Genomic DNA, 16,528 nt, shown 5'->3' with positions numbered 1-16,528 from the left:
AGAACGAGGAACATTACAATGAGTACAGGTCAATTTCATAAGCATCAATTTTTATACATTGAAGAAAACTTATTCAATCAATTAACTAAAACATATCATTTAGAAAACCCAGAATGCCAGGCACAATTTATTGAAAATTATATTAAATTATTAAAAGAGTTTGGTGGTCAAATTAGAAAAACAATCAATGAAACAAATACTCAAACAATTGGTAACGAAAGCTTATGTGAACTTGCCAGTATTTCAACACCATTAATTACTGAGCGTTTATTAACAGGTGAAACACTTGAAATTAAAGATAAATACAGCTGCCCTACACCAACACTTGTTTTTGCTGCATTTATCGCTGCTTCTGGCTCCGCACAAGTGGTAGATACATCGCAAGTACCAACCAAGCTTGCCACTATTTTTCAGCAATGTGTCAATTACTTACGCCCATTTTATCAAGCACAACTTAAGTTATCGGCTTAATTACAGCACCAATGTTTCTTGAAACTGCTTAAAGGATATCGGTTTATCCTTTAAGCTTTTTTCTACCTCAAACAAAGCCTTAGAAAGGCACCTTGCAGCCTCGTCACACTTTAAATGATAAAACAGCGAAACAACCGCATTGAGTAAAGCGACGGGTGTTATTTCATCTTGCCCCACAAGCGCGTGAAGCGGGCCATGTTTTGGCTCAACAATACAAATATTATTGCCATAGTTAGTTTGGCTCACCTTGTTAATCAAGCCTAAACTTCCCGTAAAATACTCATTTAAAATGGTTGCTAGATAATTTGCACACACAAAAATGGTGTCTTCTGATGCTGTGTTTTGATGGCTAAAAAATTGAAGCAGTGAACACACATCAACTGCAATATCATCTACGTATTTTGGCAATGTTTCACTGTCATCATTTGTACCTTGGCTATTGAGTGATGCCAACGCCCAGCGCACCACACTTCCCTCTGAAATCGGTAAACTATTGGCATGATGGACTATAATTATTTTTTTAACGTTTCTTGATTTTGCAAGCGCAATCGCAGATGTTAGAAGCTGTTCTATACTATTTTGTGACAAATATTTAAGTGCCATAACACTTTGCTCGGCTAGCGCTACTTTATTTACACCAAGTTCATCTTTTAAGAAATTAGCAAGTAGCTTGCCGTCGAACGATGCTGTTTGCCATTCAAGTTTTACAGGTAAATCTTCGCTATTATCTCGCAGCACATAAATATCATTTTGATTATTGGTTTGATAACGGGTGTAAGATGTTTTAAGACCAAGTTCATGGCGTAACGCAACGTTTAGAGATTTAAAGCCATAGCCAATGGGTGCGGTAATAGGCCCAATCAGCGCACATTTTTGTTGCTCAATAGTATTGAGGGTGTGTTCTGGAAACCAATCCCCTTGATATTCAAAAGCCGCTTTTTCACCACACAACACAGCTAACCATTCAATTTTCCTGTTGCCGTGATAACAATTAAGCATCACCTTGTCGGCAATTTTACGGGCATAGTTGATAAGCTCTGGACCTACACCGTCACCTTCAACATAGGGTACTGTGTAGTTTAATGTGTTGCTGTTTGTCATAGTGTAATTTATTGCTCTTTTTGATTTACACTATGACAAATTAACAGCCTGAGATTCAAGCTTTATAGCTAAAGTGTTGATAAAACCTTAGTAGCATAGCTTGATCATACTCTGTAAGTTGTAATTTTTGACCTAACTTATCGAGTAATTTGATTACTTTATTGATGTAAACCGCATAGCCAAATTTAACCGACGTCGATTCAGACATATAAAATACAATATGAGCTGCACTATTGGTATATTCATCTTCAATAATTTGAATCACTTCATGCTCAGTGTTGCCAAAATTTAAACTCACCAATTCACCTTTTTGATTCCCACTGCCAGTGACGAAATTCGATTTAACGACTGGATAACGATTTGATGCAACGTAAGCTAAATGATTAATTCCCACTTCTTGTGCAAGCTGAATAAGCAGATGTGAGATCTCTGCATGCATTTGACTCACTTCATAGTTTTGGCTTAGGACCTTTTCATTTAAAAGGTCGCTAAAATTAGCTTTTACAACAATAAACGCTTTGCTATTTCGCTCTTCTGGCAGCATTAAACCTGAACTTTCATAGCGCTTTTCAATCACTCTAAAACCATGGGCTTTTGATTGTGTCGCTGATGAATGCTTTTCTAAGCTAAAGCTAATATGTTGATGATCTTGTAGTTTTATTCCATCAATATAATTAAATGACTGTTTAATTTCAGATACTAAGTTAACTACTTTTTGATGAAATAATGCCGCATTTTCACGCAGGTTATTGCCTGTTGCAAAGCACACTAAACGAATTGATTTAAGTGATTCGGTGCCTTCTGGGCAAATACCAATGACCCCTTTGCTCTTTTCAGGGTTGAAATAAACAATGTGCTGCTCTTGGGTGGTGTTAATCTCATTATCCACACCATAGCGCACTCGTATAAATTTATTCGAAGCAAATAACGCGACAAAGTCGATATCATGCTGAGCAATCACACGACGTACTTTGTTTAATAGTAAACTTAGTAGTTCTTTTGGCGTTGGATTAAGTGTTTTGTCAGAAAGTTGTGCGATTAAATTATCGTTTATTACAAGTTCAGCGATAATGTATTGGTTGTCCCTTGCATCAGCCGGTACATATACGCGGTTATCTTGCTGTTTAATACGACTGATTAAATTTCTATTCCTGATGATACCCATTTACTTTCAACTCAGTTAACAATTTGCCGAGAGAATAGAATGAATGGGTGACAATTACTTTTCAGAACTATGACGCTTTAATGAAACAACTTAATTACTTAAATTAAAAGCCTTAAACACTCCTTTTTATCTTTTTTTAATCGACTGAATTGACATTAATATGACATTTAAGTGTCAATTTATTTAATGCAAAAAAAAACCGCACCAAAAGGTGCGGTTTTATACTGGTTAAATGTTATTAGAATTTAACATTAACACCAGCGTAGAAATAACGACCTAATACATCGTATGTATATGGGTCAGTATTTGAATCGTTGTTACCTGAATAGTATGGCGGTTGCTTATCAAATAAGTTATTGATGCCCGCAGATACTTTTACAGTTTCTGATACGTGGTATGCACCACCGATATCATGATACACAACAGAGCCTGTGCTTGGTGCGTAACATTTAGCTGGGTTATCTAGACATGAATAGCTGTCCATACCTGAGATGTAGCGTGCTTTATAGTTAGCATCCCACGCATCTCCTTTAACAGAAACAGATAGGTTTGATTTGATATCAGCATAACCACCTGAACCAGATGTGATTAAGCCAACATAATCTACTGTTTCATCAGTTAATGTAACTGTTGTTTCCATTAGGTAAGTTGTGTCTAGTGCAGTGCGCCAATCTAAACCAAGTGCTTCAAATGAGTATGCTAAGTTTAAGTCAATACCTTTCGCAGTTTCAGCACCAATGTTTTGTAATTGGTTGTTGAATGAAATACGACGAGAGTTATCCATTGAGATATCAGCAGATTTACAAAGCGCAGAATCTGTATTGATTGGTGTACCTGCAGCATCTAAACAGTTGTCAACAATGTACTGGTTATCTACAGTTGCAATTGAGTTTTCAATTGAAATATCGTAGTAGTCAACCGTCATTGAAGCGCCATCTAACCAGCTTGGCTCATAAACGAAACCAACCGTTAGTGTTTCAGCTTCTTCAGGTGTTAATGCTGCGTTACCGCCAACAGTTACTTCTGCTTGATCTTGACCTACTGGGTGAGATACTTGGTTAAACGAAGGTGATTTACCACCGTATAGCTCATCAACTGTTGGTGCACGGAATGCAGTAGACGCTACACCACGGAACATGATGTCGCTGTTCACTTTCCAAGTAAAACCTAACTTCCATGTTGCATCGCTACCGAATGTTGAGTAGTCAAATGCACGGATAGCAGCGCTTAGCTCTAGGTTTTCTGCAAATGCTTTGTCTGCAAGTACTGGGATAGCTAGTTCAACGAACGCTTCGTTTACATCGTAACGGCCTTCAGTTGGTTCAACTTTAGGGTCGTTAGCAAGACCTTGTGCAGTTAGTGAATCAGGAATGTACCATGCTTTTTCAGAACGGTGTTCAACACCAGCTGCAAAGCCTAAGTAACCTGCTGGTAATTCAAATAATTCTCCTGCAAGTGAACCACTAAACATTAACATTTGGCTGCCGCCAGTGTTTTGCTCAGTGTATAGGTAACCTTGCATGTTATCGTATTGCCATGAAGTTTGATCAAGCGGGTTAAATTCACCTAACTCGATATCTTCTTGGATTGACCCCATGTTATGAAGGTTTGATAAACGGTCAACAGAGTCATTACGACCAAAGTTTAATGCCGCATCCCATGACCAATCATTTGATAAAACACCTTCGGCACCGATCACAACACGTACTGTATCAACAACTTGAGAGAAGTCACGTGTACCTGTATCGCTCATACGACGACCGTAAGAAATCTCGTCACCGTAGTTAACACCGTGTTCAACTAGTGAATCACCCATCCAATCTTGGTAAGTGAAATCGAACCACACTGGCTGTGGTGCCATTTGTTGCTCAGACCAACGCTTTGAGTACATGCTTTCAGCGAATAGCATGGTATCGTCAGATAGTTCGTAAGTCGCAAGACCGGTAAGGTTTAAGCGCTTCATTGGTGTGAATAAGTAACTATCTTCTGAATAGTTGAATTTATCATCATCACCAAAGTCATGCCATGAGTTGTCTGGGTTACCTTGCAGTGACTCATCGCCTGACCAAATGTGGCCGTAAGGTGTGTAGCTAGAACCACCACAATATAACTCTATCGCACCCGAATCATTTGTGCGTTCTGATACAGGACATGAAGAGAAATCACGGTCTGCTTGAGACGCTTCACCACGATCCATGTATTGTACGCCAAGTACAATGTTACCTTTATCGAATGAAGTACCAACAGTGAAATCTACAGAGCTTTCTTCCGCATCGCCTTCACCTGAAATACCCGTTTGAGCATTCATGTCTAGGCCTTCAAAATCCTTTCTAAGAATAATGTTTACAACACCTGCAACTGCATCAGTACCGTATACTGCTGATGCACCATCTTTAAGCACTTCAACACGTTGGATCATCGATACAGGAATGGTATTTAAGTCTACAGTTGACGCAGCACCTGTACCTGAGTTGATCATACGACGACCGTTTACTAGTACTAGAGTACGCTGTGAACCTAAACCACGTAGGTTCATGCTTGCATTACCACCAGAGCCATTATTAATGCCTGGGTTTACCATCGCACCGCCAGCAGCTGTCATATCTTGTAAAATTGAATCAATTGATGTCGCACCTGAAGCACGAATTTCCTCTGCACCAATTACTGTTACTGGGCTTGCCGTCTCCATATCGGCACGCTTAATACGAGAACCTGTTACTTCGATTCGCTCTACGGCGTCTGCTGAGGTTTCTGCTGCGATTGCATTTGTTGCTGAAAACAACGGTAACGCGGTAGCAATAGCTAAACCCAATTTAGTTTTATTCATAATAAACCTTTATTAGTTGTATAACCCGATTAGTTGAATCCACATCAACTAAAGCGAATAACTTGTTGCATTACCCGTTCTAAGAAAGTGACTTTGTGTTTCTTGTATCACATGAGAAACGTGGCTTCGGATAAAAAACCAAGGAGAAATCTTACAACGGACGCTGCAAACTAGGCTTCTGAAAATGAACGAAAACTGAATGAGTGTTCAGCTTTTATTCAGGCACAAAAAATGGCGCTTAGATTGCGCCATTTGTTATTTAATTATTAACAGTAATAACATAACTAATTCATTAAAATCAGATACTTAAGGTTCTACATATGTTTTTTATTGATACTCGTTTTCGTGCGTTACTAGATGTAATCAATTGTAATCACGCTACAACTGTAGATGCTCGGTTAAGTATTTGTTACTACAAAGTTGAGTGTGGCAATTTTACCCTCTTGAGAGCCATTTTTGCGGTAATGTAAATAAATACGCCATACCATTTCTTTTTTACTGCACACGCCAACCATGCCGCTTGCAGTATATTGCATTTGCTTATTACGAGAAAAAAACAAAGGGATTTTCCCCATATACATGTCCACTCCCTCAATATGTGCATCAATTATTTCAACTTCACTGTCAGGGGTAAAAACGATACTAAACTCAGTTTCTGGTATTACTGATTCATCTATGATTTTTAACAATGAAGAAGACTGCAACCCTGATAACTTGGCTGATGGTCTGCTATTTAAATCATCGCAACCACAAATAATTAGTACTGAAAAAATAACTAGGAAAAACCGCATCTATTACTCTTTTATTAGGCGTGTTTAAACATTGGTCGCGAATTTAGACTAAATTTGCACAAAAATAAATCACACTCACTGAGAATATTTGATTGAGGTCATAATTTTGGGCAAATGCGCTATCTTTTTAAAAGCAAAAATTTTATCATTTCTCATGCAAAAAAAGGGTTTTACCGGGTTGGTTTTCTTGCTAACTCAAACTCTGACATCATTTGATGGCAAAAGTTCGAGTAAGTAAGGTAACGAATTTGGTAAATTTTTAGAGGCCCCATTTCTTTAATTAGAATTGGGAAATTCATTTCTTAATGCAATTTATTGCAGCGGAAACCGGAAAATGAGCCAAACAACAGTAGCATCACAAACAGAATACAACTATAAAGTTGTACGCCAATTCGCCATCATGACGGTGATTTGGGGCATTGTTGGCATGGGTGCAGGGGTTTTCATCGCAGCTCAGCTAGTATGGCCTGCGTTAAACTTCGACATTCCATGGTTAACTTACTCTCGTCTACGTCCGTTACATACGAACGCAGTTATTTTCGCATTTGGTACAAGTGCACTATTTGCAACGTCTTATTACGTTGTTCAGCGTACATGTCAAACGCGTTTATTCTCAGATAAGCTTGCATCTTTCACCTTCTGGGGCTGGCAGCTTATTATTCTTCTAGCAGCAATTACACTGCCTCTTGGTTTTACCAGTGGTAAAGAATACGCAGAGCTAGAGTGGCCAATCGACATTCTTATTACAGTTGTTTGGGTTGCTTATGCGGTTGTGTTCTTTGGTACTTTGATCAAGCGTAAAGTGTCGCATATTTATGTTGCTAACTGGTTCTATGGTGGTTTCATTATCACTGTTGCTGTTCTTCACATTGTTAACAGCATGGCAATTCCAGTTTCATTAACTAAATCATACTCAATCTACGCGGGTGCAGTAGATGCAATGGTTCAGTGGTGGTATGGCCACAACGCGGTAGGTTTCCTTCTTACTGCAGGTTTCTTAGGTATGATGTATTACTTCGTTCCTAAGCAAGCTGGTCGTCCAGTTTACTCTTACCGTTTATCAGTAGTTCACTTCTGGGCACTTGTTTCTCTTTATATTTGGGCAGGTCCTCACCACTTACATTACACAGCACTTCCTGACTGGACTCAGTCTTTAGGTATGGTAATGTCAGTAATTCTATTTGTTCCATCTTGGGGTGGTATGATCAACGGTATCATGACACTTTCTGGCGCATGGCATAAGCTTCGTCACGACCCAATCCTTCGTTTCTTAGTTGTTTCACTATCGTTCTACGGTATGTCAACGTTCGAAGGTCCAATGATGGCGATTAAATCTGTAAACGCATTATCTCACTACACTGACTGGACTGTAGGTCACGTTCACTCTGGTGCGTTAGGCTGGGTAGCGATGGTATCAATCGGTGCGGTTTACCACTTAATCCCTAACCTATTTGGTCAGGCTCGTATGTACAGCACTAAATTAATTAACACACATTTCTGGTTACACACAGTGGGTGTTGTTCTGTACATCGTAGCAATGTGGATCTCTGGTGTTATGCAAGGTCTAATGTGGCGTGCAGTTAACTCTGACGGTACATTAATGTACAGCTTTGTTCAGTCACTAGAAGCGTCTTGTGTATTCATCGTTGTTGGTATGTTCATCATGTTATACAACGTTGTTAAAACTGTTGCAGCTGAAAAAGGTGCATTACAAGCTGAAGCTCAGCCTGCGTAAGGAGTAATGTATGAGTCAGAATAATTCACAAAATAAACACGAGATTGTTGAAAAGAACGTTGGCCTTATGGCTATCCTGACTGTTTTCGCAATCAGCTTTGGTGCACTTGTGGAAATTACACCACTAATGTTCCAAAAAGACACTACTGAGCCTGTAGATGGTCTACGCCCACTAACTGCGTTAGAAATGGAAGGTCGTGACATTTATGTGCGTGAAGGTTGTTACAACTGTCACTCACAAATGATTCGCCCTTTCCGTGACGAAGTTGAGCGTTACGGTCACTACTCTGTTGCTGGTGAAAGTGTTTGGGATCACCCATTCCAGTGGGGTTCTAAGCGTACTGGTCCAGATCTAGCTCGTGTAGGTGGTCGTTACTCAGATGATTGGCACTATGCGCACTTGGTAAACCCACGTGACGTAGTTCCAGAGTCAAACATGCCAGGTTACCCTTGGTTAGCGAAAAACGAAGTTGACACCACGCATACACTTAAAAAACTACAAGTGTTCCGTGATAACTTCGGCATTAACCAAGAAGCGTATCCAGGTCGTGGTTACGGCAGTGATGCAGAACTACAAGCTGATGTTGATTCCATTAAAGGCAAAACTGAAATGGAAGCGCTAATTGCGTACCTTCAACAGCTTGGTACTCACTTAAAGTAAACCACTATGGATTACGGCACATTCAGAGGCATATTTACTCTGGTATTATTAGTACTTTTTATTGCCATTGTACTGTGGGCTTACAGCAAACGTTCTAAAAAGAACTTTGATGAAGCAGCAAACGCGATTTTCGAAGACGAAAACGTACATAACAATACAGTTGGCGAAAAGGAAAAAAAGGAGTCTGAGAAATGACTACGTTTTGGAGCATTTGGGTTATTGTATTAACCATAGCATGCTTAGCAATCTGCTTCGGACTACTAGTTTGGAACTTAAAGAACTACGTAGGCGTTGAAGAAAATGAAACATGTGGCCATGAGTTTGATGGCATCGAAGAAATTAACAACCCACTTCCTAAGTGGTGGACAATTATGTTCTTCGCTACTTTCGCATGGGGTGTGGTATACCTGATTCTTTATCCTGGTATGGGTAACTTTGAAGGTATTTCTAAGTGGACAAGTTCAAACCAAGGCATCAAATCAATTGCAGAATCAAAACAAGCTGTAATTGATAACGAAGCTGCAGGTAAACGTGTTCAACTTGACCAAGAAATCCGTAATGCGGATGAGCGTTTTGGTCCTGTTTTCCAACAATTCGCACAGCAAGATATTAAAGACCTTGCTACTAATGAAGAAGCGTTAGAAATCGGTCAGCGTTTATTCTCGCAAAACTGTGCTCAGTGTCACGGTTCAGATGCACGTGGTGGCCAAGGCTTCCCTAATCTGACTGACAATGACTGGTTATACGGCGGTACGCCTGATGCAATTAAAGCGTCACTACTACACGGTCGTATTGCAGCTATGCCAGCATGGCAAGATGCGCTAGGTGATCAAGGCATTCAAGAAATGACTGCTTACGTACTTAGCCTTTCAGGTCGTACAGTTAACCAAAAAGACGCAGCAGCTGGCCAAGCTAAGTTTGCAATGTGTGCAGCGTGTCACGGTATGGATGGTAAAGGTAACTACGCATTTGGTGCACCTAACCTAACAGATAACATCTGGTTATACGGTGGTTCACAACGTGCTGTAGAAGAAACGCTTCGCAATGGCCGTGCCGGTGTAATGCCTGCTTGGAAAGACATTCTTGGCGAAGATAAAGTGCACATTCTTACTGCATACGTTTACAGCTTATCTCAAGATAAGTAATTGATTAGTTATACTTAATGGGTTTTTTAAACTATTTTTAAATTGCCCTTAAGAGTACGAATCTAGATCAAAAAAGCTCCCAATTTGGGAGCTTTTTTTTACCTTTTTTTCAGCACTTCAAGTAGAATAACGCAACTTTTGTTTTTAATGATAAGTCGCTATGTCTACAACCCCTTGGTATAAACAATTTTGGCCTTGGTTTATTATTTTCATTCCTGCCGGTACCATCGTCGCCTGTATCACTTTACTCGTTTATATGTCTGACAAAGGCCCTTCAATGGTCGTTGATGACTATTACAAAAAAGGAAAAGCCATTAACCTAGAATTGTCTAAATTTGACCGTTCAAAGTCGCTTTACCTACATGCTGATTTATTCATTAATGATGGGGTTGTTAAAGTGAGCTTCACTAAGGGTGATTCCCTTAATCCCCCAGCCCTTAAAACATCTTTTTATCACACAACGCTTAAAGATAAAGATGTTGAAGTAACGCTAACACCAAATGCTAATGGTGATTATTCTGGTGTAACAGAGCTACTTGAGGATGGCCGCTATACTGTATTTATCGAACCAATTAACGGTGAATGGAAACTTAAAGAAAACATCACCTTACCTTACGAAAACGCGTTTAAAATTAAACCAGAATATAAGTAAGCCATGGCCAAAAACTGTTTTCACTGCTTGGAGCCTATTCCAAGCGGTATCTCGCTAAGCATTGAATTTGAAAATGAAGCTAAGCCGATGTGCTGTTTGGGTTGTCAAGCAGTCGCTGAAGCCATTATTGAACAAGGCATGTCGGATTACTATAAGTACCGCACAGAGAGTGCTGGCAAAGTTCAAGAGCTAGTACCGGAACAAATTAAAATGTTCCAAAGTTATGATGACGAAGATATTCAATCAGAGTTTTTAGTTAAGCAAGGCGATATTGCTGAAATTCTATTAAGTGTTGAAGGAATAAGTTGTGCAGCTTGTGCATGGCTTATTGAAAAACAGTTACTCAATTTAGGCCATGTGGTGCGCGTTGATGTTAATACATCTACTTATCGCGCTATGATTAAATGGGATCAGTCAAAACTAAAACTGAGTACCATTATAGAATCCTTAGCACGGATTGGCTATCGTGCTTACCCTTTCCAACAAGATCACGAAGAACAACAAAAAAAGCAAACCGCTAAATCTTATGTCAGACGCTTAGGTGTCGCTGGCCTGATGACAATGCAGGTGATGATGTTCGCTTTTGCTATGTATTTTGGCATGTTTTCTGGCATGGATGAGGACTTTGAACAGTATTTCCGCTGGATCAGCTTTATTTTAGCCACGCCTGTAATTCTTTATTCAGCGCTACCGTTTTTAACCTCGGCAGTGCGTGGTTTAAAAGCCAAACAGCTTAATATGGATTTACCCGTATCACTTGCCATTTTTGGTGCCTATGCCGCAAGCAGTTGGGCAACTATCTTTGAAACAGGTGAAGTGTATTTTGAATCCATCTGTATGTTTACCTTCTTATTATTGTTGGGTAAATACCTTGAATTCCGCGCCCGTTTGAAAGCATCTGAATTTACTGCCAATTTACAAAAATTGTTGCCGCTTACCGCTCGCTTGATAAACAACAATGAAGAAGAAATCATTGCGGCAAAACGCCTTCAATTAAATGACAAGGTGATGATCAAAGCCGGTGAAACCATTCCAGCTGATGGTATTTTAATTGACGGTAAAACCTCTGTAGACGAGGCAATGATGACCGGTGAGCACGCAGCAGTGGGCAAATCTAAAGGTGATCAAGTTTACGCTGGCACGGTAAATCACGATGGTGTAATTACTATTTGTGTTAATCAAATTGGGCAAGACACACTAATTAATCAAATTGTTCGTTTACAACATCAAGCGCTTACTTCTCGCCCTAAAATTGCTGAAATTACCGACAAAGTCGCACAGTGGTTTGTTGCATGTTTACTTATCTTTGCATCAATTACCGCTTTTTCGTGGTATCACATTGAGCCCGAACATGCATTTTGGGTGACTATCGCCGTATTGGTCGCTACCTGCCCTTGCGCACTCAGTTTGGCAATTCCCACAGCGCTCACCTGCGCAGTGGCAAAATTAACCCAACAAGGGGTGTTAATAAAACAAGCGCATGTATTAGAAACCCTGACCAAAGTCACAGATATTGCTTTTGATAAAACTGGTACCTTAACCGAAGGCAAATTCACATTACTAAATACAAAATTGTTTAATGCTGATTATTCTCTCGATGAAGTCTATGCAATTGCAAAGACGCTTGAAAATTATTCAGAGCACCCAATCAGCAAGGCTTTTATGGATCTCAATGTGGCACCAGTTGAGTTAAGTGATGTGGTTATTGAAACAGGTAAAGGCATTTCTGCCATTTATAACAAACAAGCCGTTGCAATTGGTAAGGCTAATTGGTTTTGTCAGTTTGATGAAGAGGGTTTTGACGTCTTCTTATACATCAATAACCAAGTAATTGCTGGCTTCAAACTACAAGACAAAATCCGCGATCATGCTAAGTCGACATTAAACGAGCTTAAACAAAGTGATCTAGCATTACAGGTATTAACGGGCGATCCATCGACTGCTGGAAAAGAGTTGGTTCATAGTTTGGGTATAAACAATATCCAAACTGGCTGTAGCCCATCAGATAAACAAAACGTTGTCGAGCAACTTGCAAGCAAAGGCAAAATTGTTGCAATGGTAGGCGATGGCGTTAACGATAGTCCTGTATTTAATAGTGCGCACCTCTCCATCGCAATGGCATCTGGTGCAGATATTTCCAAAAATACGGCAGACGTTGTTCTACTCAACAGTGAGATCAATGGCATCAGCCGGCTTTTTGAAACAGCTAAACTAACACGCCGCGTAATTAAGCAAAATTTGACAATTTCGCTGTGTTACAATGGCTCTATTCTACCATTAGCTGCGATGGGATTAGTTCCACCTTGGGTTGCAGTAATTGGTATGTCCGCAAGTTCACTTATCGTAATTGGTAACTCATTACGATTACTTAAGTAAGGGGCACTTAGTTGTGAGCATCATTTATGTATTAATACCAATTGCAATATTATTGGTTATTGTAGCAATCGGCATTTTCTTTTGGGCTGTGCGCAGTGACCAATTTAATAATCTCGACAAACAAGCCCACAGCATTTTGTTCGAAGACGATAAAGAACAACACAAAAAAAGTAATGACAACTAGTCAGTTGATATCCGCACTTATTATGGGATTGCTAGGCAGTGGGCACTGTTTAGCAATGTGCGGTGGTGTTGCGTCATCTCTTACGCTTGCAGTAAAAGATAAAGCGTTAGTTAAACGCTACACCCTACTCTACAATCTTGGTCGCATTTTAAGTTATTGCGTTGCAGGTGCGCTTGCAGCTGGCATTAGTCAACAGTTTGCATCTCGCTCAACCACATTTTCATTTGTTTTATCAATATTAAGCGGCGTGTTTATGATCTTGGTTGGTCTTTACATTATGCGCTTAACATTTTCTCTTAACTGGATAGAAAAAGTTGGAAAATATGCGATATGGCAACATCTAGTTAAATTTAATAAGCGTTTATTACCGGTTAATACCAATGGGAAAGCGCTTGCGTACGGTATACTTTGGGGCTGGTTACCCTGTGGTTTAGTCTATTCAGCCCTATTATTCTCCATATCAACACAATCGGCTATTTATGGTGCAACCTTTATGTTGTTGTTTGCACTCGGTACTTTACCGGCGATGGTTGGACTTGCTTTTGCAGCAGATAAATTTAAACAAATACTTAACCATAATTTCGTTCGAATGATGTTTGGTAACATCTTCATTTTCTACGGTTTATACCTTTTGATAATTGCGTTATTATAAGGTTTTATTATACATTATTCTGGTATTACGTTTTCTCTAGGTGTGTCATGGAATTGAGCAAAAAATCGGTGTCAAAAAACTGCGCTATTAAGTGTCAGGATTGTAGTATAAGTCAACTGTGTATCCCTGTTTCGTTAAACAGTGAAGAAATGGGTAAATTAGATGACATCATCGAGCGTAAAAAACCGCTACACAAAGGTGATTTCTTGTTTGAAGCAGGTCAACCGCTTCGCTCAATTTACGCTGTGCGTTCAGGTTCATTCAAATCTTACACATTAACTGAAAGCGGTGAAGAACAAATCACAGGTTTCCATTTAGCCGGTGATATTGTTGGCTTTGATGGTATTAGCACCATGAGCCACAGAAGCTATGCGCAGGCAATGGAAACTGCCATGGTATGTGAAATTCCATTTACCACCCTTGATGACTTATCTGGCAAATTACCTAAATTACGCCATCAGGTCATGCGTATGATGAGTAATGAAATCAATTACGACCAAGAAATGTTATTGATGCTTAACAAAAAGAGCGCTGAAGAACGTTTAGCTGCATTTTTAGCAAATCTCTCTACACGTTTTGGTGAACGCGGCTTTAGTAAAAAAGAATTCCGCTTAACAATGACTCGTGGTGAGATAGGTAATTATCTTGGTTTAACTGTTGAAACCATCAGCCGTTTATTAAGTCGCTTCCAAAAAGCGGAAATCATTAAGGTTGAAGGTAAGTTTATTACCATTCTTAATGCTGACGAATTATTCAAAGTCGCTTCTATTAAGTCTTGATCTAAAACAAAATATTCTATTAGAAACCTTTCAAATTAGTTTAGATCCATTACACTGGATTTATACTTTGGGAGGTTTTTATGAATACCATCAAAAAAATACTTGCGGTAATTGACCCAAGTAAAGAAAAACAAATTGCGTTAAACCGATCATTTGAGTTGGCCAGGAAGTCCGGCGCACAAATTACTGCTTTCTTATCTATTTACGATTTTTCTTATGAAATGACCACCATGCTGAGTCGCGAAGAACGTGATGCAATGCGTGATGCTGTGATAAATGATAGAAAAGAATGGATAAATTCACTTATTGAACAACAGGCTGGCGACTTAAACGTTGATTGTCAGGTGGTTTGGCATAACCGCCCTTTTGAATCGATAATTGAAACCGTGCTAGAGCAAGAATACGATATTGTTGTAAAAGGTACCCATCAACATGACACTTTAAAGTCCGTTATTTTTACACCCACTGATTGGCATTTGATCCGTAAATGCCCTGTTTCACTATTGCTTGTAAAAGAGCATGACTGGCCTGCAGGCGGCCAAATCTTAGCAGCAGTCAACGCTTCAAGTGAAGAAGAAACACATCAAGCACTTAATCACACCATTTTAAAAGAAGCGGCTTATCTTGCAGATTTAATTGATGGCAACCTTAATGTTGTTAATGCCTACCCGGGAACTCCTGTAAATATTGCAATTGAAATCCCAGAATTTGATGCTGGTCAATACAGTGAATCCGTAAAGGCACACCATATTGCAGCAACGCATAAACTTGCGGAGCAGTACCATGTGGATGGCAGTCACTGTTATATTAACGAAGGTCTTCCTGAAGATGTATTGCCGCAAGTAGCAAATCAGTTAGATGCAGAGCTCGTTGTAATGGGTACTGTTGGACGTACTGGTATTAGCGCTGCGCTTATCGGCAACACTGCTGAGCACGTGATTGATAGCTTAAACTGTGATGTATTGGCACTTAAACCACAAGGTTATAAAAGTCCATTAGATAAGTCTTAACCTCGCTAATATTTTCACCTATAATACGCCCCTTTATTTGTTTTAGGGGCGTATTTGTATGTCGCATTCAGCAGAAGCTAAAGCGAAATATAACCTTAATAAGTTACAGAAACGACTTCGTCGTTTTACCGGCCAAGCGATTGCAGACTTCAATATGATTGAAGAAGGCGACCGTATAATGGTGTGCTTATCAGGCGGTAAAGATAGCTACACACTGCTTGATATTTTGCAAAACCTACAACGCTCAGCGCCTGTTAACTTTGAGCTTTTTGCGATTAACCTAGATCAAAAACAGCCTGGTTTCCCAGAGCATATTCTGCCTGAATATCTTGATTCATTGGGCATTGAATACAAAATTGTAGAAGAAGATACCTACAGTATTGTTAAAGATATTATTCCTGAAGGTAAAACGACTTGTTCCCTGTGCTCACGTTTACGCCGTGGTATTTTATACCGTACAGCGAAAGAGATGGGCGCAACTAAAATCGCACTAGGCCATCACCGTGACGATATGATTGAAACCATGTTTTTAAACATGTTTTACGGTGGTAAATTAAAAGGCATGCCTGCTAAGTTATTAAGTGATGATGGCCAACATATGGTTATCCGCCCACTTGCCTATTGTAAAGAAAAAGACATTGTAAAATATGCAGAAGCCAAAGAGTTCCCAATCATTCCTTGCAATTTATGTGGCTCACAAGAGAACTTACAACGCAAACACATTAAAGCAATGCTTAATGAGTGGGATAAAACGCAACCAGGTCGCGTAGAAACTATTTTTACTGCAATGCAAAACGTGGTGCCGTCACACTTGGCTGATCCTTCTATTTTCAACTTTGCTGAGCTGAACAAAGATTCGCAAATAACTGAAGGTGATATTGCCCTTGATAAGCCAGAAGTACCAGCAGTACCAGTTGGCCTTGAAATAGAAGAGCAAGACGTCAACATTATTCAACTTTAAATTGTTTTCGTTGTTATC

The 16,528-nt window shown here is 39.6% G+C and carries 16 protein-coding genes; 12 read left to right on the top strand and 4 right to left on the bottom strand.

The genetic code is table 11. From position 1 onward, the window contains the following. Positions 1-18 precede the first annotated feature (18 nt). The gene (locus ON073_RS01590) at positions 19-471 is read left to right on the top strand and encodes a hypothetical protein (RefSeq protein WP_274760106.1); all 453 of its coding nucleotides are present in this window, start codon (positions 19-21) and stop codon (positions 469-471) included. Here ON073_RS01590 and ON073_RS01585 read toward each other — a convergent pair whose 3' ends face one another. The 4 genes from ON073_RS01585 to ON073_RS01570 form a co-directional block, all read right to left on the bottom strand. Continuing rightward, the gene (locus ON073_RS01585) at positions 472-1,572 is read right to left on the bottom strand and encodes an isocitrate/isopropylmalate family dehydrogenase (RefSeq protein WP_274760105.1); all 1,101 of its coding nucleotides are present in this window, start codon (positions 1,570-1,572) and stop codon (positions 472-474) included. Positions 1,573-1,627: 55 nt separating this feature from the next. Beyond that, a complete protein-coding gene (locus tag ON073_RS01580) occupies positions 1,628-2,737 on the bottom strand; it encodes a DUF3083 family protein (RefSeq protein ID WP_274760104.1) in 1,110 nt (369 codons plus the stop codon). 238 nt (positions 2,738-2,975) lie between these two features. Beyond that, positions 2,976-5,564, bottom strand: a complete 2,589-nt coding sequence (locus tag ON073_RS01575; RefSeq protein ID WP_274760103.1) for a TonB-dependent receptor — start codon at positions 5,562-5,564, stop codon at positions 2,976-2,978. 398 nt (positions 5,565-5,962) lie between these two features. After that, on the bottom strand, positions 5,963-6,355 hold the full coding sequence (locus ON073_RS01570; RefSeq protein WP_274760102.1) for a hypothetical protein: 393 nt from the start codon (positions 6,353-6,355) through the stop codon (positions 5,963-5,965). A 334-nt stretch (positions 6,356-6,689) separates the two neighbouring features. Here ON073_RS01570 and ccoN point away from each other — a divergent pair, with 334 nt between their 5' ends. The 11 genes from ccoN to ttcA all read left to right on the top strand — a co-directional run bounded on the left by ccoN (position 6,690) and on the right by ttcA (position 16,510). Beyond that, the gene (gene ccoN / locus ON073_RS01565) at positions 6,690-8,090 is read left to right on the top strand and encodes a cytochrome-c oxidase, cbb3-type subunit I (RefSeq protein WP_274760101.1); all 1,401 of its coding nucleotides are present in this window, start codon (positions 6,690-6,692) and stop codon (positions 8,088-8,090) included. A gap of 10 nt (positions 8,091-8,100) precedes the next feature. Continuing rightward, on the top strand, positions 8,101-8,751 hold the full coding sequence (gene ccoO, locus ON073_RS01560; protein WP_038641409.1) for a cytochrome-c oxidase, cbb3-type subunit II: 651 nt from the start codon (positions 8,101-8,103) through the stop codon (positions 8,749-8,751). A 6-nt stretch (positions 8,752-8,757) separates the two neighbouring features. Next, a complete protein-coding gene (locus tag ON073_RS01555) occupies positions 8,758-8,946 on the top strand; it encodes a cbb3-type cytochrome oxidase subunit 3 (protein ID WP_038641407.1) in 189 nt (62 codons plus the stop codon). Further along, complete coding sequence (gene ccoP, locus ON073_RS01550) at positions 8,943-9,896, top strand: cytochrome-c oxidase, cbb3-type subunit III (RefSeq protein ID WP_274760100.1); 954 nt, start codon at positions 8,943-8,945, stop codon at positions 9,894-9,896. Before ON073_RS01555 ends, ccoP begins: the two co-directional genes overlap by 4 nt. Positions 9,897-10,056: 160 nt before the next feature. Beyond that, positions 10,057-10,548, top strand: a complete 492-nt coding sequence (locus tag ON073_RS01545) for a FixH family protein (RefSeq protein ID WP_274760099.1) — start codon at positions 10,057-10,059, stop codon at positions 10,546-10,548. Between the two features lie 3 nt (positions 10,549-10,551). Further along, positions 10,552-12,924: a heavy metal translocating P-type ATPase gene (locus tag ON073_RS01540; RefSeq protein ID WP_274760098.1), complete on the top strand. Its 2,373-nt coding sequence runs from the start codon at positions 10,552-10,554 to the stop codon at positions 12,922-12,924. A gap of 13 nt (positions 12,925-12,937) precedes the next feature. Further along, complete coding sequence (ccoS, locus tag ON073_RS01535) at positions 12,938-13,108, top strand: cbb3-type cytochrome oxidase assembly protein CcoS (RefSeq protein ID WP_274760097.1); 171 nt, start codon at positions 12,938-12,940, stop codon at positions 13,106-13,108. Then, positions 13,098-13,760, top strand: coding sequence for a sulfite exporter TauE/SafE family protein (locus tag ON073_RS01530; protein WP_274760096.1), 663 nt, complete (start codon positions 13,098-13,100; stop codon positions 13,758-13,760). Before ccoS ends, ON073_RS01530 begins: the two co-directional genes overlap by 11 nt. Positions 13,761-13,807: 47 nt before the next feature. Further along, positions 13,808-14,539, top strand: a complete 732-nt coding sequence (locus ON073_RS01525) for an FNR family transcription factor (protein ID WP_274760095.1) — start codon at positions 13,808-13,810, stop codon at positions 14,537-14,539. A gap of 80 nt (positions 14,540-14,619) precedes the next feature. Beyond that, a complete protein-coding gene (uspE, locus tag ON073_RS01520; protein ID WP_274760094.1) occupies positions 14,620-15,549 on the top strand; it encodes a universal stress protein UspE in 930 nt (309 codons plus the stop codon). 58 nt (positions 15,550-15,607) lie between these two features. Next, positions 15,608-16,510, top strand: a complete 903-nt coding sequence (gene ttcA, locus ON073_RS01515; RefSeq protein WP_274760093.1) for a tRNA 2-thiocytidine(32) synthetase TtcA — start codon at positions 15,608-15,610, stop codon at positions 16,508-16,510. Positions 16,511-16,528: the final 18 nt, after the last annotated feature.

It is taken from the genome of Pseudoalteromonas sp. G4, assembly GCF_028875915.1.
GTDB lineage: Bacteria > Pseudomonadota > Gammaproteobacteria > Enterobacterales > Alteromonadaceae > Pseudoalteromonas.
Note: the sequence above shows the minus strand (reverse complement) of the source record. Positions and strands in the feature narration are given on the sequence as shown.